Origin of the sequence: Leifsonia soli, assembly GCF_013408745.1 — a bacterium.
Lineage (GTDB): Bacteria > Actinomycetota > Actinomycetes > Actinomycetales > Microbacteriaceae > Leifsonia > Leifsonia soli.
The window spans coordinates 1,622,044-1,647,240 of the sequence record NZ_JACCBJ010000001.1; the positions used below are offsets into that span (position 1 = coordinate 1,622,044).

The following is a 25,197-nucleotide window of genomic DNA, read 5'->3' on the forward strand; positions in this document are numbered from 1 at the left end:
TCCGGGGTTGTCGATAGGGTCGTCGCGTGGTCGAACAGGTCTCCCCCGCACTCGCACGTCGCATCGCCCTGGCCGCGCAGGGCTTCGGCCGGCCGCATCCCGAGACCGTGGGGACGCGCCAGCTCAACGGCCTGATGGACCGCCTGCGGCTGTTGCAGATCGACTCGGTCAACGTGTTCGAGCGCAGCCACTACCTTCCCGCGTTCGCGCGGCTCGGCGCCTACGACCGCACCCTGCTCGACCGGCTGACCTTCGACGCCCGCGGCCCGTACACCGAGTACTGGCCGCACGAGGCCGCCTTCCTGCGCACGGAGGACTGGCCGCTGTTCGCCTGGCGGATGCGCGCCTATCGCGCCCGGTACGGCGGACCGGGGAGCTGGTTCGAGGTCAACGAGAGCACCGTGGAGTGGCTGCGCGGCGAGCTCGCCGCGAACGGTCCGCTGGTCGCTGGCGAGATCGAGCACGACGCGAATCACCGCACCGGCCCGTGGTGGGGCTGGTCGGAGGTGAAGCGCGCCCTGGAGCGGATGTTCCTGTTCGGCGAGGTGGCCATCGCCGGGCGCACCCGGTTCCAGCGGCGGTACGGACTCGCCGCCGACGTGCTGCCCGCGAGCGCGCTGGAGCAGACCGTGAGCGACGAGGACGCGATCCGCGAGCTCCTGCGCCGGGCGGCGGTCGCCTACGGGATCGGCACGGCGCGCGACTTCGCCGACTACTACCGCATCAAGGGCCCGCGCGTCGCGACCGCCCTGCAGGAGCTGGAGGACGCGGGTGAGCTCGTGCCCGTCCAGGTGCCGGGGTGGGAGAGCGCCGGGCGGCCGCTGCGCGCGTGGATGCACCGCGACGCGCGCAAGCCCCGCCGGGTCGAGGCGGCCGCGCTGCTGTCGCCGTTCGACCCGGTGGTCTGGTACCGCGACCGGGCCATGAGGATGTTCGGCTTCCACTACCGCATCGAGATCTACACGCCGGCGCCGAAGCGCGTGTACGGCTACTACTCGCTGCCGATCCTGCTCGACGACGCCCTGGTCGGGCGCATCGACCTCAAGAGCGACCGGCAGGCGGGCGTTCTGCGCGTGCAGTCGGCCTGGACGGAGCCGGGTGCTCCCCCCGCGACGATCGACCGGCTCCTCCCGCTGCTGGAGACGACGGCCGCGTGGCAGGGGCTGGAGCGGGTCGAGGTGGCCGAGGGCGCGCGCGGCGACCTCGCGCCGCTGCTCGCGGACGCGCTGCGGCCCGGGGTAAGGTTCGGGGCATGACGACGTCACCGCTGGACTACCTGGATCAGGACGGGGCCGACGAGGCCGACTACGAGACGCCGATGCGCGAGCTGTACGCCTACCGCGACGGCGACACCTGGCTCGACGGGATCGTGACCGGCGTCAAGCCGCACGCGGCCGCCGACGGCGGCACGCTGGTGCAGTTCGACGAGCGGCTGTGGGTGCCGGCGCGCGAGGTCCGGGAGTCGGACCACTACATCGCCGTTCTGCTGAACCCGGACTCCGAGGTCTACGCCGAGGTCATCCAGTCGTTCGTCGACGGGAAGCCGAAGGACGTCATCCGCGACGTCTCGATCATCGGCGACGGCGACAACGTCGGCACCGAGTGGCACCTCCTGGACGAGCCCGCCACCGGCACGCGCGTCCGCTACCGCTACACGGGCACCGCGGAGCTGCCCGAGCCCGACGAGGACGCGACCGCCACCGTCTAATCCGCCGGGCCGCGAGTGCGGGGGTCCCAGGCGGGGGTTATGTGGTGCGGCGCTGCAGGGTGAGGGCGCCGAAGACGACGGCGGCGACCGCGAACGCCCCGATGATGAGGAGCTGGCCTCCCACGTAGGCGGCGTCGTGGGAGTCGGTGGCCACGGCGTTGAGCGCATCCACCGCGTGCGACAGGGGCAGCCAGTCGCTCAGCTCCTGCAGCCCGGCGGGGAGCTGGTCGCGCGGGAGGAAGATCCCGCCGAGCAGGATCTGCGGGAACACGAGCAGCGGCATGAACTGCACGACCTGGAACTCGGTGCGCGCGAACGCGCTCGCGAAGAGCCCGAGCGTGCTGCCGAGCACGGCGTCCGTCACCGCGACGGCGACGAGCAGCCACGGGTCGCCGGCGACGTCGAGCCCGCACACCCAGAGCGCGTACCCCGAAGCGATCAGAGCCTGCACCACCGCGAGAACGCCGAAGGCGAGCGTATAGCCGAGGATGAAGTCGCTGCGCCCGAGCGGCATCGACAGCAGGCGTTCCAGGGTGCCCGTCCTCCGTTCCCGCAGGGTGGTGATGGAGGTCACCAGGAACATCACGATGAACGGGAACAGCGCAAGGATGGCCGGGCCGATCGTCTGGAACACCGGTGTGTCCGTGAAGATCCACGCGACGAGGCCGATGAGGAGCGCGGGCACCACCAGGAGGAGCACCACGGTGCGCGGGTCGTGGCGGATCTGGGTGAGCACGCGACCCGCGGTCGCGAGCGTGCGCGTGGGGTTCACGGCGCATCCACCTCCGTCCCGGGCTCCGGCTCCGCGTCCGGTTCCGCATCCGGCAGCGCGTGCCGGGCGCGGTGTCGCCGCAGCAGGGCGAGGAACGCGCCCTCCGCATCGTCGGCCCCCGTCTCGGCGAGCAGCTCGGCCGGCGTCGCATCCGCGAGCACGGCGCCGTCGCGCATCAGGATGAGACGGTCGCACCGGCTGGCCTCATCCATCACGTGACTGGAGACCAGGAGGCTGGTTCCGGCCTCGGCGAGCCGGTGGAACAGGGTCCACAGCTCGACGCGGAGCACCGGGTCGAGCCCGACCGTCGGCTCGTCGAGCACCAGCAGGTCGGGCGAGCCGAGCAGGGCGGCGGCGAGCGAGACGCGGCTGCGCTGGCCGCCGGACAGGGTCGACACCAGCCGGCCGGCGTGCTCGTCGAGGTCGGTCGCCGCGATGGCACGGTCGACGTCGGCGCGGCTCGCGCCGAGCACCCGGCGGAAGTACTCGAGGTTCTGGCGGATGGTCAGATCGTCGTACACGCTGGCCGCCTGCGTGACGTAACCGACGCGGTGGCGGAGCGCTGCCGTCCCCGCCGGCTCGCCGAGCACCGTCACGGTGCCCGACTTCACCTTCTGCACCCCGACGACCGCGCGCATCAGCGTGGTCTTGCCGCATCCGCTCGGCCCGAGCAGGCCGACGACCTGACCGCGCGGGATGCTGAGGTCGAGTCCGTGCAGGACGTCGGTGCGCCCGCGTCGCACCCGCAGCCCCGCGATGACGATCGCATCGGTGAGGGCGTCGTCGCCCGTGTCCGCGGACGCTCGCCGCGAATTCATCATGCGATGAATTATTCGCCTGGAGCACCCTCTGCGTCAAGAGGGTCGTCCGCGTCACGAGGGTCGTCCGCGTCACGAGGCTTGTCCGCGTCACGGGGCTCGTCCGCATCGGCGGGAGCGGCCGCCGGCTGGCCGCCCACCGTTCCGAACAGGTGCCACTGCACGACCGCGCCGACCCGGCGCGCGAGCTCGTCGCGGGGTGCGCCGGCGATCGGCTCGACCCGGAGGGCGTACCGCGTCATCATCAGGCCCACCAGTTGGCTGGCGGCGAGCTCGGCGCGCAGTTCCGCATCCTCTCCCCCGACCAGACCCGCCAGCTTCGAGAGGACCTCGCGCAGCAGGAACTCGCGCACCATCCGCGTGCCGGGGCCCGAGCTGAGGGCCGTGCGCAGGATGACGACCATGCGGCGGCTGGACCTCTCGTCGTCCAGCCGCTCCAGCAGGTAGCCGACCAGGCGTTCGCCGACGTCGTCGCGGGAGCCGGCGAGGATGACGTCCAGCGCACGGTCGGGTCGCAGCGGCGCCTCCAGGGTCGCGGTGAACAGATCCGCCTTGTCGTCGAAGTAGTGGTGGACGAGCGCCGGGTCGACGCCCGCACGACGCGCCACCGCCCGCAGCGACGCCGCCTCGTACCCGCGCTCGGCGAACTCCTCCGCCGCCGCCCGCATGATCGACGAGCGCGCGGACGCCTCTCCGCGTTCTTTCCGCGGCCGTCCGGGACGACGCCGCGTCACTGCTTCGCTCACGGCCCCATTCTGCCCTCCGCGAGCCCGCGCGAGGATGCTGTCCACAGCCGATGCGCTTGCTTCGAGTGTGATGAGAACGCAGTGAGAGCGCGCTCCGCCGAAGCTAGGATGAGGTCTGCGCACCTGCTCGTCCCGGCGCCTGGCACACAAGGAGTTCTGCGAACATGGAATGGCTCATTCCGGTCATCATCGTCGTCGTGATCGTCGCGATCATCGGGATCTACCTGTGGGCCACCTACAATTCGCTGGTCACCCTCAAGGTCCGCGTCGACGAGGCGTGGAGCGACATCACGGTGCAGCTGAAGCGCCGCGCCGACCTCATCCCGAACCTCATCGAGACGGTCAAGGGATACGCCGCGCACGAGCGCGGCGTCTTCGAGTCGGTGACGAAGGCCCGCGCCGAGACGCTGTCCGCGCAGACGCCGGGTGAGGCGTCCGTCGCCGAGAACCACATGCAGACCGCGCTGAAGAGCATCTTCGCCGTGGCTGAGGCCTACCCGCAGCTGCAGGCGAGCCAGAACTTCCTGCGCCTGCAGGCCGACCTGGTCGACACCGAGGACAAGATCCAGGCGTCCCGCCGGTTCTACAACGGCGGAGTGCGCGAGTTCAACACCAAGATCAAGGTGTTCCCCAACAACCTGTTCGCCCGACGCCTGGGCTTCACGGAGCGCGAGTTCTTCGAGGTCGAGAACCTCGCCGCGATCGCCGAGCCTCCGCGCGTCCAGTTCTAGGGCCTAGATGTACAGGGCGATCGCCAGGAACAAGCGCAACACCGTCTTCATCATCCTGCTGTTCCTGGTCCTCATCGGTGCGCTCGGATGGCTGGCGTCGTACATCTATCAGAGCTACACGATCCTCGTGGTCGTGCTCATCGGGGCGGTGCTCTACGCGCTGTTCCAGTACTACCTGGCGAGCAGTCAGGCGCTGAGCATGTCGGGCGCGATCCCGATCCAGAAGGCCGACAATCCGCGGCTCTGGAACGTGGTCGAGAACCTGTCCATCACGACGGGGACGCCGATGCCGGCCGTCTACATCGTCAACGACCCGGCCCCCAACGCGTTCGCGACCGGCCGCGACCCGGAGCACGCCTCCGTCGCCGCGACCACGGGGCTGCTCGACATCATGACGGACGCCGAGCTCGAGGGCGTCATGGCGCATGAGCTGGGGCACGTGCGCAACTACGACATCCGGCTCGGGATGATCGTGTTCGGCCTGACCGTCGCGATCGGTTTCATCGCCGACATCTTCCTGCGCATGGCGTTCTTCGGCGGCAACCGGAACAACAACAACGGCGGAGGCAACCCGGTCGTGCTGGTGTTCGGCCTGATCGCTGCGATCGTCGCTCCCCTGGTGGCGACCCTCGTGCAGCTGGCCGTGTCGCGCCAGCGCGAGTACCTCGCCGACGCGACCGGCGCGATGACGACCCGTCACCCGGATGCGCTGGCGAGCGCGCTGCTCAAGCTGGAGGCGTACGGCCGTCCGATGCAGAAGCAGAACTCGTCCATGGCCCACCTGTGGATCAACGACCCGCTGAAGCCGGGCCTCATGGCGCGCCTGTTCTCGACGCACCCGCCCATCCCGCAGCGCGTCGAGCGCCTCCAGGAGATGGGCGGCAGCTTCTAACGCCGCCCCTCCGGCGGCCCGTCGCCGTCGAGACGTGAGTCGTTGTCGCTTCCGGCGTCCGTTTTGCAGCATCAAGTCACCACTCGGCGGAGGGCCGGGACGAGGTCAGGGGCCGAGGACTCGGCGGAGGTAGGCGTTCTCGAAGCGGCGGTCCGGGTCGAGACGGTCGCGGACCGCGAGGAAGTCGTCGAAGCGCGGGTAGGTCGCGCGCAGCGACTCCGCATCCCTGCCGTGCAGCTTGCCCCAGTGGGGGCGTCCGTCGTGGGCGACCATGATCTCCTCGACCGCCGCGAAGTACTCGCGCTGATCCTCCCGGTAGTAGCGGTGCACGGCGATGTAGCCGGTTTCGCGCCCGTACGCCGTCGACAGCCAGTTGTCGTCGGCCGCCGCACTCCGCACCTCGATCGGGAACGAGATGCGCCATCCCCGTCGCTCGATGAGCGCCTTCACCTCGCCGAAGGCCTCCGGAACCGCCTCCCGCGGCAGCGCGTACTCCATCTCGCGGAAGCGCACCGTGCGGTTGGTGACGTACACCCGCGGCGCGTGGTCGGTGAAGTCGCGGTTGCCGGTCAGGCGCTGCGCGAGCCGGCTGAACGGCGGGATGACGGCGGGCGCCGCCGTCCCGAGCGCGCACACTCCCCGGTACAGGCCGTTGGCGAGCAGTTCGTCGTCGACCCAGCGGCCGGCGCGCGGAAGCGGCTTGCGCTCGGCCGTCAGCGGCAGCCGGGTGTTGGTCTTGGTGAGCGCCGTCTCGGTGTGCGGGAACCAGTAGAACTCGAAGTGGTCCTCCCCCGCCGAGCGCTCGAGGTACGACTCCACCGTGGCCTGCAGCGGTTCCGGTCGCTCGACCGCCTGCAGCAGGTAGGCCGGAACGCACTGCAGGGTGATGTCGACGATGACGCCGAGCGCCCCGAGCCCGAGGCGCGCGGCGGGCAGCAGCTCGGCGTTCTCCGTCTCGTCGATGTGCAGCAGCTCGCCCGTCCCGGTCACGAGCGTGAGGCCGACGATCTGGGTCGCCAGGCCGCCGAACGATCCGCCGGTGCCGTGCGTGCCGGTGGATGTCGCTCCTGCGATCGTCTGCCGGTCGATGTCGCCCATGTTCTCCAGCCCCAGGCCGTGGGGGCGCAGCAGCCGCGGCAGCTGGTGGAGGTGCGTGCCGGCGAGCAGCGTCACCCGACCGCGTTCGAGGTCGACGTCGCGGATGCCGTTCAGGTCTTCGAGGTCGAGCTGCACGCCGGGCGCCACGGCGATGCCGGTGAAGCTGTGTCCCGCGCCGACCGCCTTGACGCGCATCCCGGTCCGGTTCGCCGCCTGCACGGCCCGCTGCACGGCGTCGATGCTCGCCGGCCGCTCCACGCGCTGCGGGCGCACCGCCTCCGTCCGCCCCCACGTGCGCCAGAGGCCGCCGACCGCCGTCACAGGAAGACCTTCCCGTCGCCGCGGTAGGTGGCGGCCTCCCCGACGACGCGGGCCCGCCCGTCCACCGTGTCCACCAGCTGGAAGCCGTCGACGTGCTCGCTCAGCTCCCCCGACTTGGTGTGCCGCAGCCAGACCCGGTCGCCGATGCGGAGCACGCCGGCCGCCGCCCCGGTGAGCGGGGTCTGCACCTCGCCGGCCATCTCGCGGGCGACCATGCTCAGCCCGGTCGGCCACTCGACCTTCGGCATGCGGTCGGGACCGGGAGGGCCGGAGGCGATCCAGCCGCCCCCGAGCAGGGTCGCCGTCCCGGCGTTCGGCCGGCGCACCACCGACAGCGCGAAGGAGGCGGCGGGCGCGGGATGGAACGCCCGGTAGGTGTCGAACAGGTGGCCGCCGAACAGTCCGCTGCCCGCCGCGATCTCGGTCACCGACTCGTCGGAGGCCGTGAACTCGATGGAGCCCGTGCCTCCGCCGTTCACGAACTCGAGGTCCGCGATCCGGCGAACGGCGGCGACCGCTTCTCCGCGGCGGCCGAGGAGCTCGTCGCGGGAGTTCTTCTGCATCCACCGCAGCGTCGCACCCCAGGCCGGCTTGCCGGGCGGGTTGTCGCCCTGGCCGGCGATCTGGGCCTCGTAGCCCATCATCCCGACGAGGGCGAAGCCCGGACGCCGCGCGATCTCCTCCGCGACCGTCCGCACCGCCGCGGCCGAGTGCAGCGGCGATCGGAACACGCCCACGTGCCCGAGCACCGGAGCGAACCAGGAGGAGTCGAGCTCGAGGCACAGCCGGATGGTCTCGCGCTGCGCCGGCGGAACCACTGCGTCGATGAAGTCGAGGTGTGCGACCGAGTCGACCATGAGCGTCACGCGGGCGGCGAGCTCCGGAGAGGCGGCGAGCCGGGCGATCGCGGCACGGTCGGCCGTCGGGTAACCGACGACGACGTCCTCGATCGGCGGGTGCTCCGCGTCACCCTCCGCGAGCCAGAGCGCCTCCGGGAGGGTGTACGCGAGGACGCCTGCGTACCCGGGAAGGGCGAGCACGGCATCCATCACCGCGCGCACGCGCACCGACTTGGAGGCGACCCGGATGGCCTTCGTCGGCCGGTCCGTCCCGGCGGCCCCGGCCGCGCGGCGCAGCAGGTCGTGCGCGTTGTGCCGCAGCGCCGGCAGGTGCAGGACCGCGAGCGGAGGATCGAGCCGGGCGGTCGCCGCGGACAGCGACGGCCAGAACACGTCGGGCGTCGTCCAGGTCCGCTCGGCCGGGGCCGGTGGCGTGGACAGGTCGAGGTCGCTCATCAGCGCACCGCTTTCACTCGGGCGACCGCGAGCGCTCCCGCGAACGCGAACACGGCCGACAGGACGAACAGGCCGGCGAAGCCGCCCAGCGCCGCCACGATCATCGCGCCGAACAGCGGAGCGACCGCCTGCGGAACGGCGAGGGCGATGTTCATGATGCCGAGGTCCTTTCCGCGGCTCTCCGGGTCGGGCAGCACCTGGGTGGCGAGCGCCTGATCCACCGACAGGAAGCAGCCGTAGCCGATGCCGAGCAGCGCGGCGGCGACGATCGCGACAGACAGCTGCGGGACGAACGCGAGCAGCAGCGCGGCGACGCCCTGCACGGCGGAGGAGGCGAAGACGAACGCCTTGCGCCGGCCGAGGCGGTCGGAGAGGCGGCCGAGCACGAGCGACGCCACGATCACGAACACCATGTACACGAGGATGAGGATGAGCAGGTCGTCGTCGGCGTTCGGGTCGCGCAGCCCGAACTCGAGGAAGTACAGCAGCAGCGACGTGCCGAACGCGTTGCCGAAGTTGACGAGCACGCGGCTGAGCAGCGTCCAGCCGAAGTCGGGATGCTCGCGCGGACTGATCCACAGCCCCTCGATCACGCCGCGGAACGACATCCGCTCCCGCAGCTCCGCCGGAAGAACCGCGTCGGGCAGGAACAGGAACGGCAGGACGAGAACCACGAGGAGCACGGCCATCGCCGTGTATCCGACGAACGCTCCGACGAAGACGTAGGTGACCAGGGCGACGCCGAGGATGATCCCGATCGCCTGCGGGGCGCTGATCCAGCCGCTGACGTACCCGCGCTGGTCGACCGGCACCTGGTCGCTGATCGTGGCGGTGAGCGCGGCGGTGAGGATGCAGAAGCCGGTCAGCGCGAGCGACCAGAACACGCCCATCCCGACCATGGTCGTCTGCAGCCCGAGCAGCACCAGCGACACCGCGAAGACGACCGCCCCGGCGGCGATCCACGGGCGGCGGCGGCCGAACCGGCTCGTTGTGCGGTCGGACAGCGCGCCGGTCAGCGGGTAGGCGACGATGGCGCACACGCCGGAGATGCCCGAGATGACCCCGAAGGCGATGACGTTGTCCACCCACGAGTCGGAGTGCAGCTGCGCCTGCACCTGGTCGGGAAGCAGCTTCTGGATGGGCGCCAGCTGCGCCATCCACACGCCCAGCCAGGCGACGGCGAAGGCGGCGATCCACCGCCCGGGGACCTTGCGCACCGGCTCGGCGAAGACCGCCGGCGTCGTCGTGTTCGTCATCGTGTACCTGCGTTCGTCGAGGGGGCGGGGGTGTGGTGCGTCGTGCGGTGGTGCGGGGCGTCGGCGGCGGGGGTGTCGGCGCGGGAGCCGGCGCCCGACGGGACGGCGAGGGCGGCGAGGGCATCGGCCGCCACATCCATCACGGCGGCCGCCGCCGCGTCGTCGCCGGTGACCAGCCAGCCGACGGTGAGCCCGTCGGTGAAGGAGACGAGGATGCGGGCGATCTCGTCGAGGGGACGCGTCCACTCGTGTCCGGCGAGCCGGGCGGTCTCCGCGGCGGCCTGCGCGGCGACCTCGTGATAGCTCGCGTACTGGCGCCGGGCGAGCGGTTCGAAACCCGGTTCGCGGAGCGCCCACTGGGTCAGCTCGAGCATCGCCTTCTCGCGGCCGGGATCGGCGCGCACCCCGTCGAAGTAGTGCTGGAGGCCGGCGCGGATGGCGTCGCGCATCCCCCCGTGCGCCGCGTCGACGGAGAGCGCGGGGGCGACATCGGTCTGCTCGCTGCCGACGGCGGTCTCGATCAGCTCGGCCATCAGCTCGTCGCGGGAGGCGAAGACGTAGTGGAAGCTGGCCAGCGGCATCCGGGCCTCCGCGACGATCCGGCGCGTCGTCGCCGCGGCGACACCGTCGCGGGCGATCACGCGGAGGGCAGCCTGGACGAGGGCGGTGCGACGGTCTGCGACCGGGATGCGCGTCATCCGGACTCCTCGGGCTCCGCCCGCGCGCCGTCGCGCGGGAGAAAGTGGGACATTTGACCCAGATCACAGTATGCCGTAAATACGGCGATTTGTTTGACACGTCATACCGCCACCCCCTGGAATGGGGAGGAATGCGGGGATTTACGAGCGACGTGTCACCACCAGTCCGGCCACGGGGGTCGAGCCGACTGGTGCGCACCGCTGCCAATGCCGCGCTCGCCGTCCTCCTCCTCAGCGCGGCCGGCCTGATCGACACCGCTCCCCCGGCCGCCGCGTCACCACCGCCACCCGGCACATCGACGTCCGCCGTCGCAGCATCCGGCTCCACCGCAGCATCCGGCACCACCGCAGTCGTCTCCACCACCGCAGCCCTGTCCGCTGCAGCCTCCCTCCTCACCGGCACCGGCCTCGCGCCGGGGTCCGCTTCCGCGCGCCCGGCCGTCGCGCCCACGCCGCCCGCCGCCGCACCGACAGACACGGGGACGCCGTCGGGCACGCCGACGCCGCCCCCCACGCCGCGCCCGGTGAGCATCGACCGGCTTCCCGACCTGGTCCGCAGCTTCCCTCTGGCCGTCTCGGGCACAGCGACCCCGCAGGACACCGTCTCCGTCTCCGCGGGCTCCTCCCCCGGCTCGGCGGAGAGCTGCACGGCGACGGCGGACGACGACGGCGATTGGCGCTGCTCGCTCGCCTCGCTTCCCGACGGTGAGGGCGTCCCCGTCCGCGCCGAATCCACCGCAAGCGGTTCCGACAGCACACGGGTGGATGTGCTCCACCCGCCGGTGATCGCCGGAACCGGCGTCGTCGCGACCAGCGGGAGCATCCGCGGCACCGCGTACCCGGGCGCGAGCGTCACCGTGACGGCCGAAACGGGTGCGAGCTGCACGTTCCCGGCCGACGCGAACGGGGCCTGGGCATGCGTGCTCAGCGGCTCGCTCCCCGACGGACAGCACACCGTGAGCGCGACGCAGACGGCGCCGTTCTCCTCCCGGTCGTCCGCCGTCAGCGACCGGGTCACCATCGACGTCGACCGCACGGCGCCCGCTGCTCCCGGCATCACCTCGCCGCCGAGCGGCGCCTCGGCCCGCGCGGGTGAGACCGTCGCGTTCGGGGGGACCGGAGAGTCCGGCGCGCACGTGACCCTCTACGCGACGACCTCCCAGGGCACGACGGTGGTGTGCACGGCGGATGTCGCCGCGGGTGCGTGGTCGTGCCAGGGCGCCCTCCCCGCCGGCGCGTACACGCTCTCCGCCCTGCAACGGGATGACGCGGGCAACGTCAGCGGCGGCAGCAACGCCGTCGCGCTCAGCGTCGCCGGCGCGACCACTCCGTCGAAGCCGTCGCCGACGCGCACGCCGAGCCCGACGCCGACCCCCGCGGCACCCGCCCCGCCTGCCGCGGGCGGCGGATCCGGAACCGGACCGCTCCATCCCGACACCCGCGGCTGGATCGCGACTCCGTTCTCGAACGCCTCGGCGCCGGTCGTGACGGCGGCCTCCCTGCCCGGGTGGATGCGCTCCGCCGGCCTGGCCATCGCCGCGCTGCTCCTGCTGGTCCTGCCGGCACGGCTGCTCACCGCCGCCCTCGCCCGCGGCCGAGCCGACCGCGCAGAGCGGGAGCGCCGCCGCGGCGTGTCCGTCTTCGGCCGCAACCGGCCGCGATCGGACGTCTCGGAGGCGTCCGCCCTGTTCGGCGCGGCCGCTCGATCGGAGCGCGCGTCGGGCTCTGCACGGTCGGGAGCGGGGGCCGACACCACGACGACGTCATCCGGTGCCCCGCAGCCGCGCTGGCTCGCACCCGTGGTCGGCGCCGCCGCTGCCGTGCTGGTGACCCTCTCCACTCCGCTCTCCGACCCGGGCGCCTACGTGCGGGTGCTGCTCGCGATCGGGATCGCCGTCACCGCCGTGAACGCCGTATGGGTGCTCGCCGGGCGCGGCATCGCACCGCACCTCGGCCTCCCGGCCCCGCGGATCGTCGTGCGGCCGGAACTGCTCGTGGTGGTCGCGGTCGCGGCCTTCGGCTCGCGCCTGCTCGGCCTGTCGCCTGCGCTGCTGTTCGCGCTCGTGCTCGGGCTGTCGATGGCGCCGCACGCCGGGCGCGCGCGGCGCGGGCGGATCGCCGCGGTGCAGATCTCGGCCGTCGCGGCCCTGGGCGTGCTCGCCTGGCTCGCCGTCGGGCTGCTCGAGACTCCTACCGGGGCGTTCAGCGCCTTCCTGGTCGAGCTGGTCAACGCGATCGCCCTCATCGGCATCGGCTCGGCCGCGGTCATGCTGCTGCCCCTCGGGGGCCTCGCGGGGCGCGCGGTCGCGCAGTGGTCGCGCTGGCTCTGGGGCGGACTGAGCCTGGTCGTGTACACCGTCCTCTTCGCGCTGCTGCTGCCGGTCGCCTCCCTCGTCGAGCGGGGCGTCGGCGTGATCGCGATCGTGGGAGTCGCTGCCGGGTTCGCGGCGGCGAGCGTCGCGGTGTGGCTGTGGGAGCGCTACGTCGCGCCCGCGCTCGACCGGACGGTGCCGTAGCGCGCTCTGCCGCGACCCGGTCTCAGGACCCGCTCAGCGCATCCACGTAGAACCAGTCGCGGCCCTCTCGCTCGAACCGGGAGACCTCGTGCAGGCTCCCGCGTTCGGTGCCCTTGTAGTGCGCGACGAACTCGACGACGCCGTCCCGGTCGAAGGGGCCGCCGCGCTCCGTCCGCTCGATGTCGAGGCGGTACCACCGGAGGCCCGGGTCGAGCTCCAGCGTCGCGGGCCGCGTGGAGGGATGCCAGCTGCGCAGCAGGTAGGCGTCGTCGCCGAGGGCGAACGCGCTGAAGCGGGACCGCATCAGCCGCTCCGCGGTCGGGGCCGGCTCGCCGCGGTGCAGGGGACCGCAGCAGGCGTCGTACGTCTCGCCGCTCAGGCAGGGGCACCGGGTGGTCACGCGTCGAGCCTAACCGGGGTCGGACATCCACTCGCCATCGCACGTGTGCGTGGTGGAGGCCCGGCCAGCGCCCGCGTCGGGGGATCCCGGGCACCGGCCGGACCGGGGACACCTCACCAGAAAGGGTGTCTGCGAGCAGTGTGCCGCGGAAGCTTGGAGAACGGCTCCGGAACTGCTGAAGGAGTTCGCAGAAGCGGCACGCGGCGGCGACGGTGTAGCGTTGACGGCATGGAAGGTCTGCTCATCGGATTCATCTGGCTCGTCGTGATCGTCGGCGGCGGGATCGCCACAGCCGCGATCGTCCAGATGGTCAAGTCGCCGTACCGCGACCGCTAGACCCGTCCGGCGGCCGCCCGGTCGCCGCCCGCCGCACCATCGGCCCCCATAGCCCAATCGGTAGAGGCAGGCGACTTAAACTCGCCCGAGTGTGGGTTCGAGTCCCACTGGGGGTACTCGCCCGGCTCCCGCTTGCGAACGGGCGCGCGCAGCGATGTTCGGATCCGGTTACGAGACCGTCAGGGGCCGGCATACGACTCGCCCCACACCGCGACCACATTTCTTCCAGTCCGCAGACAGTCCGCAGGAATCTCGATGCCGTGGCACGGATACTGCCAATCGTCGTCGCCGTCATCTGCGCGGTCGGGATGGCGACTGCCGTCGCACCTTAGACTGCTGCAATGCGTATCCGCTCATCTGTCCTCGCTGCGGGCGTCGCCCTCTTGGCATTGTCCGGCTGCACAACGACCGAGTCGCCGGCACCGACAGTGTCGGCTGCGCCATCGGCAACGTCGTCAGCTTCACCCGCGACTCCGAGGGCTACGGCGCCGATCGAGACCAGCGATGAGGCGACCACCACGTGCTGGAACGCCTACGCCGCCCAGCGGTCGGCAGCGCCCGATCGTCGCGCGCTGGCGAAGTCGGACTTCAGCCCCACGGCCGACGGCTTCGATGTGACGCTCACTATTCAGAGCGGCGAGACGCAGAACGCCGACGGCAGCACGTCGCCGATCTTCGACATCGCCTCCTGCTCACTGAACCGCGATGGAACTCTCGGCAAGGTCTCGGTCAAAGTCGGCAGCTGAGGCGGTGGATCTTTGTCGTTCATTCGACGTCCTTCGCCCGCACATCGTCCGTGCTCTAGAGATCAAACGTGTCGCCTGAAATCGAAACTCCTCGTAGTCCCGCGGATTTGGCAGGACCTTAGGCGCCGCAAGGGGACACAATCGGGTTCGAGTCCCGCTGGGGGGACTCGCCAAGGCGCACGACGAAGGCCCGGCCCCCTCGGGGGCCGGGCCTTCGCGGTGTTCGCTCCGCGACTACTTCGCGGTGACCTCCGCCGGCTGCTTCTCGGCAGCGGGCTTCTTGCGGGCGGGAGCCTTCTTCGCCGGCTCCTCCGGAGCGGCCTCGACGGCCGGCTTCGGGCGGGCGGCGAACTCCTCGAAACCGGCGCGCGGGTGCTGCACGGCCTCGAGCGACACGATGTCGCGTCCGAGCCAGAAGTTGTTCCACCAGCCCCAGATGACGCGCCACTTGCGCTCCCACGACGGCATGGCCAGGCCGTGGTAGCCGCGGTGGGCGAGCCAGCCGATGACGCCCTTCATGGCGATCTTGCCGGACTGCAGCACGCCGACGCCGACGCCGAGGCCGGCGACCGCGCCGAGGCTCTTGTGGTAGTACTGGCGCGGCAGCTCGCCGCGCAGCGACGCCACGATGTTCTTCGCGAGCAGCTTGCCCTGGCGCACGGCGTGCTGGGCGTTCGGCACGCAGTAGCCGCCGACGCCGGCACCGGTCAGGTCGGGGACGGCCGAGACATCTCCGGCGCCCCAGGCGTCCTCGATGATCTCCTCGTCGGTGCCGACACGGAGGTCGGCGCGGACGCGGAGGCGGCCGCGCTCCTCGATCGGCAGGTCGGTGTGACGCACGATCGTGGGGTTCGCCATGACACCGGCGGTCCAGACGATGAGGTCGGTCTCGAAGCTCTCGCCGGTCGACAGCTGGATGACGCCGTCCACCGCGCTGGTGAGCTGGGTCTCCAGGTGGATCTGAGCCCCGCGCTCCGCGAGGTTCTTGATCACCCAGTGGCTGGTCTTGAGCGACACCTCCGGCATGATCCGGCCCATGGCCTCGATCAGGTGGAAGTGCGTGTCCTCGAACGACAGCTCCGGGTACCGCTTCAGCAGCGAGCTGGCGAAGGAGCGCAGCTCGGCGAAGATCTCGATGCCGGCGAAGCCGCCGCCGACGACCACGACCGTGAGGAGGCGGTCGCGCTCCGGGCCGGCGGGCAGCCCGGCGGCCTTGTCGAAGTTGGTGAGGAGCTGGTCGCGGATGTACACGGCCTCCTCGATGTTCTTGAGGCCCACGGCCTGGTCGGCGACACCCGGGATCGGGAACGTGCGCGAGACGGCGCCGGCCGTGACCACGACGATGTCGTACTCGAACTCGTACGCCTCGCCGACGGGCGGCTGGATCGTCGCCACCTTGCGGGCGTGGTCGACGTACGTGACCTTGCCGGTGATGATGTTGGTGGTCTTGAGGTGACGGCGGTGCGCGACGACCGCGTGACGCGGCTCGATCGAGCCGGCAGCGACCTCCGGCAGGAACGGCTGGTACGTCATGTACGGCAGCGGGTCGACCATGGTGACCTCGGCCTCGCCCGGGCGGAGCTGCTTCTCGAGCTTCCACGCGGTGTAGAAGCCGGCGTATCCGCCGCCGACGATCAGGATTTTGGGCACAGTGATGCGTCTCCTCTAACCGATAAGTTTGGGCCTACATTACTCCTTGCTGCGCATCCGCCTGAAATGCAGCCACGCGCCGACGCCGCCGAGGGCGACGAGAGCGAGCAAGCCGGCGATCAGACCGAATGGCAGCCAGAATGCGGTGAGGACGCTCCATTGCGGCCAGAAGAACCGACTCCATGGTAGCGCGCGCTCGGGGGTCAGTTTCGCCGGGACGGGCGCTGCCTGCGGATCCCCGCCGGGAGCGGGGGTCGACGGCGCCGGCGTCGACGGCGATTCCGCCCGGCGGTGGATGCGGATCCAGTCCCCCAGATCGCCCATCGGGTTCGCGGTGACGTGCGGGACGGAGGCCGTCACCGCCGCTGCGGCATCCAGCAGGCCGTAGCCGTAGATGGGGCTCGGAACGGCCCCTCCCGCGGGTCTGGCCGTGCGGATGATGCGCTCGATCACATCCGGGGCCTTCAGTTCGGGATGCGCGGCGCGCACCAGGGCGATGGCTCCCGCGACCAGCGGCGTCGCACCGCTGGTGCCCGCCCACTGCACGTACCCTCCGCCGGGGCTCGCGCCGACGAGCTGCTCGCTCGGCGCCGAGACGCCGATCGTGATGCCCTGGGCGGACGCGTCGAAGCTCGCCTTGCCCGCCCGGTCGACACCCGCGACGGTGAGCACCCCGGGGATGGTCGCCGGCGCCCCGACCTCGCTGGTTCCGCTCCCCCGGTTGCCCGCGGCGGCCACGATCACCACGTCGTGCGCGAAGGCGTACTGGAAGGCGTCGTCCCAGCTGGTGGGCCAGTCGAGCGTGTTGCGGGTCAGCGACATGTTGATCACGGACGCGCCGTTGTCCACCGCCCAGCGGACGGCCTCGGCGATCTGCTCGTCGCTGCCGACCGGTCCCATCGCCTTCCCCAGGGCGACGGAGGCGGTGAGGATGCCGGCCTCCGGCGCCGCGCCCAGCACGCCGCTGTCCGGTCCTGTCCCCCGGCCGGCCAGGAGGGAGGCGACCCACGTTCCGTGGTCGGCGCTCTCCGCATCGCCGAGCGGCTTCTGCCCGGAGGCGGCGCCGACGCCCGAGACGTCCGTGCCGCCGACGACCGCGCCGGCGAGGTCGCGCACGGAGCCGTCGACGCCCGTGTCGATGACGGCGACCTTCACGCCCGCGCCGCGGGTCGTCTTCCAGGCCTGGGTGAAGCCGTAGTCGTTCAGCCAGTACTCGAGGTCGCGCACCTGGTCGGCGTGGGCGGCCGTGACCGGGACGAGGGCGGAGGCGACGGCGATGGCGGCCACAGCGGCGGCCGAGGCGAGGCGGCGGACCCGGCGTGCGGCAGCAGGCGGACGCGCGCTGCGACGACGGACAGGCGCCTCCCCGCCGCGCCCCGCCCCGTCGGGCTCACGCGCGGCCGATCGCCGCATCCGGTCCCCCACCGTGCACCCCTACCCGGCGACGTCGATGCGGCACTCGCAGACCGCGGGCGACCAGTCGCCGCGGGCGAGCGCCAGGTCGCCGATCGGGTTGACGCCCGGGCCTGCGGCGAGGGCGTGCGCGGCGAGGGCGTGCAGGCACTTCACACGGGAGGGCATGCCGCCGGCCGAGATGCCGGCGATCTCCTCCACCACGGCGATGGACTCGCGGTCCGCCAGGTACTGTTCGTGCGCCGCGCGGTAGGCGGTCGCGACGTCGTCGTCCTCCGCGAGGAGGTCGTTGTACTCGGCCATCACCTGCGTCGCCTCGAGGGCGGACATGGCCGCGGTGGCGGCGGGATGCGTCAGGTAGTAGAAGGTCGGGAACGGCGTGCCGTCGTCCAGGCGCGGCGCCGTCGAGACCACGGTCGGGCGGCCGCAGACGCAACGTGCGGCGATGCCGACCACATTGCGCGCGGGGCGGCCCAGCTGCTCGGAGACGACGGCGATGTCCTCGTCGGTCACGGGGTCGAACGGAGGTCTGGTCATGGCGCTACTTCTTCGGGGTGGGCGACCCGGTGGCGGGAGCCGTCGGGTCGGGGGCCGGGGTTCCGCTCAGCTGCTGCGGGGTCGCCTGCGTCAGTCCGGCGCCCATGAAGGAGCCGAACAGGGAGCCGACCCAGTCGGTCTGCGTCTTCACCAGCTTGGAGCTGACCGGGGTCGTGTCCTGCTTCGCCGCCGGAGGGCGGTCGTCGATCACGAGGTAGCTGACCTCGCCGGGCATGACGTAGTAGAGCCGGTCGCGGGCCTGGGCCCGCAGATAACTGGGGTCGTTCCAGCGCGCCCGCTGGTCGGTGAGGGTGTCGACCTGGGCCGCGAGCTGATCGACGGCGTGCTGCTGGTCGGCGATCTGCTGGCGCTGCGCGATGAGCGCCTGGACGGTCGGCGCGAGGATGAGGACGGCGACCACGAGGACGCCCATCATCACCAGCGAGAACGCCGAGAAGTGCAGCTGGCGCAGCCACCGGCCGGTGCCGCTCGGGCGGGACATGCGCACCGGGACGCGTTGCGTGCGCGGCTTCGGCATGAGCCCTCCGGGTGGGATGCTGCTGGCGGATCGGGACCGGTCGGCCCCCTCCCATCGTAGGCGATCGCATCCCCGCGGCCCGTGGCGGCACGGGGTGTCGGGATGCGCTCAGCCGGCGGTCAGGATGCCCGCGAGACGCACGGCGCCGAGCGCGACGAGCGCGCCGCCGCCGACGAGGAAGACCGCGCCGAGCGCCCGCACGTCGCGTGCGCGGAACCGGCGGTGCGCATCCTCATCGGCGAAGAACTCGGCGCTCCGGCCCGGCCGCAGCACGAGGAACAGCCCGAGCAGGGCGAAGAGCGCCGCGAGCGCCAGGAACAGGACGAGCGGGACGACCTCCGACTCGGTCCGCATGAGCTGCTCGATCCGCACCCCAGCACCCTACCCTCGCCCCGCGAGGTGCTCGCAGTGGCGCGCGACACGCCGCGCGGGGGCGCATCTACGAGCACCTCGCGGCCAGGCCCTACGCGGTGAAGCGCGGGAACGCGCTGCGGCCGGCGTAGACGGCGGCGTCGCCCAGCTCCTCCTCGATGCGGAGCAGCTGGTTGTACTTGGCGACGCGCTCCGAGCGGGCCGGGGCGCCGGTCTTGATCTGGCCGGCGTTCGTTGCGACGGCGAGGTCGGCGATCGTGGTGTCCTCGGTCTCGCCGGAGCGGTGCGAGAGCACGGCGGTCATGCCGCTGCGCTGCGCGAGCGACACGGCGTCGAGCGTCTCGGTCAGGGTGCCGATCTGGTTGACCTTGACGAGGATGCTGTTCGCCGCGTGCTTCGTGATGCCCTCTGCGAGACGCTTCGGGTTGGTGACGAACAGGTCGTCGCCGACGAGCTGCAGCTTCGTACCGAGCTCGGCGGTAAGGTGCGCCCAGCCCTCCCAGTCGTCCTCGGCCAGCGGGTCCTCGATGGAGACGAGCGGGTAGTTCGCCGCGAGCTCCTGGTAGTAGGCGCTCATCTCGGCGGCGGTGCGCTCCTGGCCCTCGAAGCGGTAGACGCCGTTCTCGAAGAACTCGGTGGATGCGACGTCGAGGCCGAGGGCGATGTCGCGGCCGACGGTGAAGCCCGCCTTCTCGATCGCCTCGGAGATCAGGTCGAGCGCCGCACGGTTGTTCTCGAGCTCCGGGGCGAAGCCGCCCTCGTCGCCGAGGCCGGTGTTGAGCCCCTTCGACTTCAGCAGCGCCTTGAGCGAGTGGTAGGTCTCGACGCCCCAGCGGAGACCCTCCGAGTACGTCTCCGCACCGAGCGGGAGGACCATGAACTCCTGGATGTCGACACCCGTGTCGGCGTGCGCGCCGCCGTTGATGATGTTCATCATCGGGACGGGCAGGACGTGGGCGTTCGGTCCGCCGACGTAGCGGAACAGCGGCAGGTCGGCCGAGTCGGCCGCGGCCTTCGCGACGGCCAGGCTGACGCCGAGGATGGCGTTCGCGCCGACGCGCTTCTTGTTGTCGGTGCCGTCGAGGTCGATGAGGGCCTCGTCGACCAGGCGCTGCTCGGAGGCCTCGAAGCCCTCGATGGCCGGGCCGAGCTCGTCGAGCACCGCGTCGACGGCCTTCAGCACGCCCTTGCCCTGGTAGCGCTCCTTGTCGCCGTCTCGCAGCTCGTAGGCCTCGAACGCCCCGGTGGACGCGCCGGACGGGACGGCGGCACGGCTGACCGTGCCGTCCTCGAGGAGCACCTCGACCTCGACGGTCGGGTTGCCGCGCGAGTCCAAGATCTCGCGAGCGCCTACAGCTTCGATTGCAGCCACAACTGTCTCCTTGCGTGGTTTTCGTGGGATTACGACGTCAGTCTAGTGATGCCGGATGAGCCGGTCAGTTCAGCGGCTTCACCTGGAGGGCGGCGGCGTCCGCCGTGTCCGCGTCGACGAACGCGAAGGAGCGGAAGCCCGCCGCGGCCGCGCGGTCGAGCACGGCCTTCAGGTTCTTGGCGCGGCGGTCCAGGCGGACCCGGTGGCCGCGTGCGATCAGCTCCGACTTGATGGCGACGAGACGGTCGAGCGGGACGCTGGGGTCGTACACCAGAACGACGGACTCCGCGGAGGCGTCCTCGGGCACCTCGATCAGGTCGACGACCCGCTCGAAGCCGATCGAGAACCCCGCGGCCGGCACGTCGGTGCCGAGGAACCGGCCGATCATGCCGTCGTAGCGGCCACCGCCGCCGACCGAGCTCCCGGAGCCCGGGTGCGCGATCTCGAAGATGGTGCCGGTGTAGTAGCCCATTCCGCGAACGAGCGTCGGGTCGAACCGCAGCGCGACGCCGGGCGGGAGGGTGTCGAGCGCGTGCGCGAGCGCCTCCAGATCCGCGACGGCGTCGGTGTCCATCCCCTCGGGGAGGATGCTCGTGATCGCCTCGACGGTGAGCTCGACGCCGCCGTCGGCCAGGTGCGGCTCCAGGTCGGAGAGGATGCCGCCGAGCACGGCCGCCGCGTCCGCCCCGCCCTCGGCGAGCTCGGCGACGACGCCGTCTGCGCCGATCTTGTCGAGCTTGTCGATGGAGATGAGCACCTGCGGCCAGCGCGTCTCGTCGAAGCCGCAGTACTCGAGCAGCCCGTTGAGGATGCGCCGGTCGTTGATGCGGATCGTGCAGTCCGTCAGCCCCAGGGCCTCCAGCGCGGCGGCCGTCGCGGTGATCAGCTCGACCTCGGCCAGCTGGGACGCCTCGCCGATGATGTCGATGTCGCACTGCACGAACTGCCGGTAGCGGCCCTTCTGCGGACGCTCGGCCCGCCACACCGGGGCGATCTGGATGCTGCGGAACACCGGGGGCAGCTCGGCTCGGTGCGTGGCGTAGAAGCGGGCGAGCGGCACCGTCAGGTCGAACCGGAGGCCGAGGTCGGCGAGGCTCAGCAGGTCGCCGGTGTCGATCGCAGCGGTGAGGTCGTCGCCGTCGAGCCCACGCTTCAGGATGCTGAACGAGAGCTTCTCGTTGTCGCCGCCGAGACCCGAGTGCAGGCGCTCGACGTCCTCGACGACGGGGGTCTCGATCTCATCGAACCCGTGCGCCGAGAAGCTGCGTCGGATCACCCCGAGGGCATGCTCGCGGCGGGCCTTCTCAGCGGGGAGGAAGTCGCGCATGCCGCGGGGCGGGGTGATCGGAGTGGCCATGGCTCGATTCTTCCATGACGGGGCGGCGAGGCGCCGATTCCGGGTATGGTGCACGCCCGCCGCTCCGGCGTAAACTCCCCCCGTTGCCACCCTGAGGCCGCGCCGTTGTGCGGGGCTCGGTGGTGTCCTCACCACAGGACCTGGCATGAGTCGCATCCGTCCGACCACGGCGCTTGCTCGCTGCCAGACACAGGCCGACAACGCGTCCGCCGACCACCAGGAGCGCGCCGCCGCGAGGCGCCGTCTCACCCGAATGGCGACCTGAACCGGGCGGACGCGCTGCCGGCCATCCGCGCGCTGCTGCGTTGCCGCACGTCTCGCGGCCGCGCGCCCGGCGCTCACGACGGGTCTTGGTTCCGTCATCCGGATTAGGTTAGGCTTGCCTTACATCGCGCCGACCGTGTCGTCGGCAGCCGCCCATCCCATCCCCTCCCGAGGAGAACCATGCTGCCTGTCCCCCGTGCCCGCCGCCGGTCGCGTCTCGCCGTGATCGCCTCCGCGATCGTGGCCTCCGCCGCCCTCGTGCTCACCGGCTGCAGCGCCGGCGGATCGGCTGCGCAGAGCAGCTCGAGCGCCGACTCCGGCTCCTTCCCGGTCACGGTGAAGAGCGCCCTCGGCTCCGCGACGATCGACGAGAAGCCGAAGCGGATCGCGACCTGGGGATGGGGTGCGCAGGACATCGTGCTGGCGCTCGGCATCGTCCCGGTCGCCATGCCCTCGTTCAGCTACGGAGGCGACAGCGACGGCGTGCTGCCGTGGGATGCCGACCGCATCACGGAGCTCGGCGGGAAGACCCCGCAGATCATCGACGCCGACAGCGGCGAGGTGCCGTTCGAGCAGTTCGTCACGGCCAAGCCCGACATCATCCTCGCGCCGTACTCCGGCCTGACGCAGGCCGAATACGACACCCTCAGCAAGATCGCCCCGGTCGTCGCGTACCCGGACAAGCCGTGGGCGACGAGCTGGCGCGACCAGACCGCCATCGTCGGCAAGGCGCTCGGCATGACGAAGGAGACCGACGCCCTGGTCGCGAAGACCGAGGACTCGGTGGCCGCGCTGGCCGCCAAGTACCCGGTGCTGAAGGACAAGACGTTCTTCTACGCCGCCGCCAACGAGCCGGGCAAGCTCAACGTCTACCGCGCGGAGGACCCGCGCGTCCAGCTCCTCAACGACCTGGGACTGAAGAACTCCGCGAGCATCGCCGCGCTCGACTCCTCGAAGGGCGACGGGAGCTTCTTCTACCAGCTCAGCTACGAGAACCTGTCGAAGATCGACACCGATCTCCTCGTCATGTACTTCGACAAGCAGTCGTCGGTGGATGCATTCACCTCCGACCCGCTCGTCGCCGCGATGCCCACCATCAAGGACGGCCGTTTCGCCCCGATCGTCGGCGAGTCGTTCGTCGCCGCCACCAGTGCGCCCAGCGTGCTCAGCATCCCGTGGATGCTCGACCGCTACGTGCCCGAGCTGGCCAAGGCCGCCGACAAGGTCGAGTAGAGCAGGTGTCCGCGAGCGTCGACGCGCCCGCCGCCGGGATCCCGGGCGGGCAGGCGGGCGGTCGCGTGGGGTCGTCCCCGCGCGCCCGGCGCCGCCGCCTGCTCGCGGGCTTCGCCGTCGCGGCCGTCCTGCTCGCGGTCGTGGCGGTGCTGAGCCTCATGGTCGGCGCCCGCACCATCGCGCCGGCCGACGTCGTCCACGCCCTGCTGCACTACGACCGCACCGACCAGGACTCCCTGGTCGTCGTGGACAGCCGGCTCCCCCGCACGCTGCTCGGGCTCGTGGCCGGAGTCGGTCTCGGCCTCGCGGGAACCGTCATGCAGGGACTGTCGCGCAACCCGCTGGCCGACCCCGGCATCCTGGGCGTGAACTTCGGGGCGTCGCTCGCCGTCGTCGTCGCGATCGCCGTGCTGGGCGTCACGTCGCCGTCGGGGTACCTGTGGTTCGCGTTCGCCGGGGCGGCGCTCGCCTCCGCGCTCGTCTACGCCGTGTCGTCGCTGGGGCGCGAGGGCGCGACGCCGGTCAAGCTGGCGCTCGCGGGGGCGGCCGTCTCCGCCGCGCTCGGCTCCCTGATCACGGCGGTGGAGCTGACCAGCCGGACATCGCTCGACGCCATGCGGTTCTGGCAGGTCGGGTCGCTCGCGGGCCGCGGGTTCGGCGTCCTGTGGCAGGTCCTGCCGACGCTCACGGCCGGCGCGATCCTGGCGCTCGGTCTCGGGCGGCTGCTCAACGGCCTCGCGCTCGGCGACGACGTCGCCCGGGGCCTCGGGCAGCGGGTCGGCGTGACCCGTGCCCTGTGCGGCGTCGCGATCGTGCTGCTCTGCGGCTCCGCCACCGCGGCGGTCGGCCCGATCGCGTTCCTGGGCCTCATCGTCCCGCACATCGCCCGGCGGGTGGTCGGGGCTGACTACCGCTGGATCCTCGCGTACTCCGCGGTGGCCGCGCCGGCGCTTCTGCTCGCCTGCGACATCCTGGGCCGCGTCGTCGCCCCGCCCGGAGAGCTGCAGGTGGGCGTCGTCCTGGCGTTCGTGGGGGCTCCGGTGTTCATCGCGCTGGTGCGGCGCCGGCGGCTGGTGAGCCTGTGAGCGGGACGGTCGAGGCGGCCCGTGCCGACGTCCGCGCCGACCGTCGGCGCGGACGCTCGCGCGCACTCCGGGTGTCGCTGGTGCTCGCGCTGCTCGTCGTGCTCGTCGCCGCCGTCTCGCTCACCCTGGGGGCCGCAGCGGTCGCCCCGGCGGACGTGCTGGCCGCGCTGATCGGCCGGGCCGACCGGCTGACGTCGTTCGTGATCCTCGAGCTGCGCCTGCCGCGGCTGGTCGCGGGCGCCCTGGTCGGAGCGTGCCTCGGGATGTCCGGCGCGCTCATCCAGTCGGTCGCCCGCAACCCGCTGGCGAGCCCGGACATCATCGGCATCACCGCTGCGGCGAGCGCCGCCGGCTCCGTCGCGCTGATCTGGTTCGGGCTGACCGGGCCGGCGCTCTCGGCCGTCGTGCTCGCAGGCACCCTCGTCGCCGCCGCCCTGATCTACCTGCTGGCGTGGCGGCGCGGCGTCAGCGGCTATCGCTTCGTGCTGATCGGGATCGGGATCGCAGCCTTCAGCGCCGGGATCGTCTCGTACGTGCTCACCCGGGCCGACATCTCCGATGTGCAGCAGGCGCTGGTCTGGATCACCGGCAGCCTCAACTCGGTCGACCCGGCGGCGCTGCTGGTGCTCGGCATCGGGACGGCCGTGCTCATCCCGTGCGCCCTGCTGATCGGCCGCCCGCTCGGCGCGCTGTCGCTCGGCGACGACCTCGCCGCCGGCCTCGGCGTGCGGCCGGAGCGCACCCGTCTGCTCGTGGTCGCGGTGGCCGTCGCCCTCGCCGCGCTCGCGGTCGCCGTCGCCGGCCCCGTCTCCTTCGTCGCGTTCCTGGCGGCGCCGATCGCCCGGAGGCTGCTCGGCCGCGGGTCGCTGGCCCTGGTGCCGTCGGCGCTCCTCGGCGCGCTCATCCTCGTCGTCGCGGACATCGTCGCCCAGTTCGCCCTGCCCGGGGTCGTGCTGCCGGTCGGCGTCGTCACCGGGATCGTCGGCGCCCCCGCCCTGCTCTGGCTGCTCGCCAGGACCAACCGCATCGGCCGTGGAGGCTGA

24 protein-coding genes and 1 tRNA gene are annotated in these 25,197 nt (G+C 71.9%); 10 read left to right on the forward strand and 15 right to left on the reverse strand.

What is annotated here, in order from left to right; translation table 11 throughout:
* The first annotated feature begins 26 nt into the window (after window positions 1-26).
* A complete protein-coding gene (locus tag BJ963_RS07840; protein ID WP_179455735.1) occupies window positions 27-1,256 on the forward strand; it encodes a DNA glycosylase AlkZ-like family protein in 1,230 nt (409 codons plus the stop codon).
* Window positions 1,253-1,708: a hypothetical protein gene (locus BJ963_RS07845; protein WP_179455737.1), complete on the forward strand. Its 456-nt coding sequence runs from the start codon at window positions 1,253-1,255 to the stop codon at window positions 1,706-1,708. The genes BJ963_RS07840 and BJ963_RS07845 overlap by 4 nt, the downstream gene beginning before the upstream one ends.
* Window positions 1,709-1,745: 37 nt before the next feature.
* On the opposite strand, the gene BJ963_RS07850 is transcribed toward BJ963_RS07845, so the two are convergent.
* From BJ963_RS07850 to BJ963_RS07860, 3 genes are read right to left on the reverse strand one after another with little or no spacing between them, the layout of a single operon-like run.
* On the reverse strand, window positions 1,746-2,480 hold the full coding sequence (locus BJ963_RS07850) for an ABC transporter permease (RefSeq protein ID WP_089909515.1): 735 nt from the start codon (window positions 2,478-2,480) through the stop codon (window positions 1,746-1,748).
* Window positions 2,477-3,301, reverse strand: a complete 825-nt coding sequence (locus tag BJ963_RS19625; RefSeq protein WP_089909512.1) for an ABC transporter ATP-binding protein — start codon at window positions 3,299-3,301, stop codon at window positions 2,477-2,479. The genes BJ963_RS07850 and BJ963_RS19625 overlap by 4 nt, the downstream gene beginning before the upstream one ends.
* A gap of 8 nt (window positions 3,302-3,309) precedes the next feature.
* The gene (locus tag BJ963_RS07860) at window positions 3,310-4,044 is read right to left on the reverse strand and encodes a TetR/AcrR family transcriptional regulator (RefSeq protein ID WP_343037243.1); all 735 of its coding nucleotides are present in this window, start codon (window positions 4,042-4,044) and stop codon (window positions 3,310-3,312) included.
* Window positions 4,045-4,208: 164 nt separating this feature from the next.
* Between BJ963_RS07860 and BJ963_RS07865 the strand changes: the two genes are divergently transcribed.
* Together BJ963_RS07865 and BJ963_RS07870 are read left to right on the forward strand one after the other, a co-directional pair.
* On the forward strand, window positions 4,209-4,775 hold the full coding sequence (locus tag BJ963_RS07865) for a LemA family protein (RefSeq protein WP_089909508.1): 567 nt from the start codon (window positions 4,209-4,211) through the stop codon (window positions 4,773-4,775).
* Between the two features lie 7 nt (window positions 4,776-4,782).
* Window positions 4,783-5,667 carry a M48 family metalloprotease gene (locus BJ963_RS07870; RefSeq protein ID WP_179455739.1) on the forward strand — a complete coding sequence of 295 codons (885 nt, stop codon included), beginning with the start codon at window positions 4,783-4,785 and terminating at the stop codon, window positions 5,665-5,667.
* Between the two features lie 105 nt (window positions 5,668-5,772).
* Here BJ963_RS07870 and BJ963_RS07875 read toward each other — a convergent pair whose 3' ends face one another.
* From BJ963_RS07875 to BJ963_RS07890, 4 genes are read right to left on the reverse strand one after another with little or no spacing between them, the layout of a single operon-like run.
* Window positions 5,773-7,086, reverse strand: a complete 1,314-nt coding sequence (locus BJ963_RS07875; protein ID WP_089909503.1) for a D-arabinono-1,4-lactone oxidase — start codon at window positions 7,084-7,086, stop codon at window positions 5,773-5,775.
* The gene (locus BJ963_RS07880; RefSeq protein ID WP_179455741.1) at window positions 7,083-8,381 is read right to left on the reverse strand and encodes a type III PLP-dependent enzyme domain-containing protein; all 1,299 of its coding nucleotides are present in this window, start codon (window positions 8,379-8,381) and stop codon (window positions 7,083-7,085) included. Before BJ963_RS07880 ends, BJ963_RS07875 begins: the two co-directional genes overlap by 4 nt.
* On the reverse strand, window positions 8,381-9,637 hold the full coding sequence (locus BJ963_RS07885; protein WP_179455743.1) for an MFS transporter: 1,257 nt from the start codon (window positions 9,635-9,637) through the stop codon (window positions 8,381-8,383). The genes BJ963_RS07880 and BJ963_RS07885 overlap by 1 nt, the downstream gene beginning before the upstream one ends.
* On the reverse strand, window positions 9,634-10,335 hold the full coding sequence (locus BJ963_RS07890; RefSeq protein WP_179455745.1) for a TetR/AcrR family transcriptional regulator: 702 nt from the start codon (window positions 10,333-10,335) through the stop codon (window positions 9,634-9,636). Before BJ963_RS07890 ends, BJ963_RS07885 begins: the two co-directional genes overlap by 4 nt.
* 191 nt (window positions 10,336-10,526) lie before the next feature.
* Between BJ963_RS07890 and BJ963_RS07895 the strand changes: the two genes are divergently transcribed.
* Window positions 10,527-12,851, forward strand: coding sequence for an Ig-like domain-containing protein (locus BJ963_RS07895; protein ID WP_179455747.1), 2,325 nt, complete (start codon window positions 10,527-10,529; stop codon window positions 12,849-12,851).
* Between the two features lie 22 nt (window positions 12,852-12,873).
* On the opposite strand, the gene BJ963_RS07900 is transcribed toward BJ963_RS07895, so the two are convergent.
* Window positions 12,874-13,251 carry a YchJ family metal-binding protein gene (locus BJ963_RS07900; RefSeq protein WP_179455749.1) on the reverse strand — a complete coding sequence of 126 codons (378 nt, stop codon included), beginning with the start codon at window positions 13,249-13,251 and terminating at the stop codon, window positions 12,874-12,876.
* A 378-nt stretch (window positions 13,252-13,629) separates the two neighbouring features.
* Between BJ963_RS07900 and BJ963_RS07905 the strand changes: the two genes are divergently transcribed.
* Together BJ963_RS07905 and BJ963_RS07910 are read left to right on the forward strand one after the other, a co-directional pair.
* A tRNA-Leu gene (locus tag BJ963_RS07905) sits at window positions 13,630-13,703 on the forward strand.
* Between the two features lie 225 nt (window positions 13,704-13,928).
* A complete protein-coding gene (locus tag BJ963_RS07910; protein WP_179455751.1) occupies window positions 13,929-14,333 on the forward strand; it encodes a hypothetical protein in 405 nt (134 codons plus the stop codon).
* A 234-nt stretch (window positions 14,334-14,567) separates the two neighbouring features.
* Here BJ963_RS07910 and BJ963_RS07915 read toward each other — a convergent pair whose 3' ends face one another.
* The 7 genes from BJ963_RS07915 to hisS all read right to left on the reverse strand — a co-directional run bounded on the left by BJ963_RS07915 (window position 14,568) and on the right by hisS (window position 21,572).
* Window positions 14,568-15,983 carry an NAD(P)/FAD-dependent oxidoreductase gene (locus BJ963_RS07915; protein WP_089909486.1) on the reverse strand — a complete coding sequence of 472 codons (1,416 nt, stop codon included), beginning with the start codon at window positions 15,981-15,983 and terminating at the stop codon, window positions 14,568-14,570.
* Window positions 15,984-16,022: 39 nt separating this feature from the next.
* Window positions 16,023-17,396 carry a S8 family serine peptidase gene (locus BJ963_RS07920; RefSeq protein WP_179455753.1) on the reverse strand — a complete coding sequence of 458 codons (1,374 nt, stop codon included), beginning with the start codon at window positions 17,394-17,396 and terminating at the stop codon, window positions 16,023-16,025.
* A 21-nt stretch (window positions 17,397-17,417) separates the two neighbouring features.
* On the reverse strand, window positions 17,418-17,933 hold the full coding sequence (locus BJ963_RS07925) for a DUF501 domain-containing protein (RefSeq protein WP_020077199.1): 516 nt from the start codon (window positions 17,931-17,933) through the stop codon (window positions 17,418-17,420).
* A 4-nt stretch (window positions 17,934-17,937) separates the two neighbouring features.
* Window positions 17,938-18,471 carry an FtsB family cell division protein gene (locus tag BJ963_RS07930; protein ID WP_089909475.1) on the reverse strand — a complete coding sequence of 178 codons (534 nt, stop codon included), beginning with the start codon at window positions 18,469-18,471 and terminating at the stop codon, window positions 17,938-17,940.
* Window positions 18,472-18,579: 108 nt separating this feature from the next.
* Complete coding sequence (locus BJ963_RS07935) at window positions 18,580-18,843, reverse strand: hypothetical protein (protein ID WP_231947084.1); 264 nt, start codon at window positions 18,841-18,843, stop codon at window positions 18,580-18,582.
* A 91-nt stretch (window positions 18,844-18,934) separates the two neighbouring features.
* On the reverse strand, window positions 18,935-20,215 hold the full coding sequence (gene eno / locus BJ963_RS07940; protein WP_179455755.1) for a phosphopyruvate hydratase: 1,281 nt from the start codon (window positions 20,213-20,215) through the stop codon (window positions 18,935-18,937).
* Window positions 20,216-20,279: 64 nt separating this feature from the next.
* Window positions 20,280-21,572: a histidine--tRNA ligase gene (hisS, locus tag BJ963_RS07945; RefSeq protein ID WP_179455757.1), complete on the reverse strand. Its 1,293-nt coding sequence runs from the start codon at window positions 21,570-21,572 to the stop codon at window positions 20,280-20,282.
* 444 nt (window positions 21,573-22,016) lie between these two features.
* On the opposite strand from hisS, the gene BJ963_RS07950 reads away from it, so the two are divergent.
* Genes BJ963_RS07950 through BJ963_RS07960 form a run of 3 tightly spaced genes read left to right on the forward strand, consistent with a single transcriptional unit; the run spans window position 22,017 to window position 25,197 of the window.
* The gene (locus BJ963_RS07950; RefSeq protein WP_179455759.1) at window positions 22,017-23,069 is read left to right on the forward strand and encodes an iron-siderophore ABC transporter substrate-binding protein; all 1,053 of its coding nucleotides are present in this window, start codon (window positions 22,017-22,019) and stop codon (window positions 23,067-23,069) included.
* A 5-nt stretch (window positions 23,070-23,074) separates the two neighbouring features.
* Window positions 23,075-24,154 carry an iron chelate uptake ABC transporter family permease subunit gene (locus tag BJ963_RS07955; protein ID WP_179455761.1) on the forward strand — a complete coding sequence of 360 codons (1,080 nt, stop codon included), beginning with the start codon at window positions 23,075-23,077 and terminating at the stop codon, window positions 24,152-24,154.
* Window positions 24,151-25,197 (forward strand): iron chelate uptake ABC transporter family permease subunit, encoded by a 1,047-nt coding sequence (locus BJ963_RS07960; protein ID WP_179455763.1) that lies wholly within the window; start codon window positions 24,151-24,153, stop codon window positions 25,195-25,197. The genes BJ963_RS07955 and BJ963_RS07960 overlap by 4 nt, the downstream gene beginning before the upstream one ends.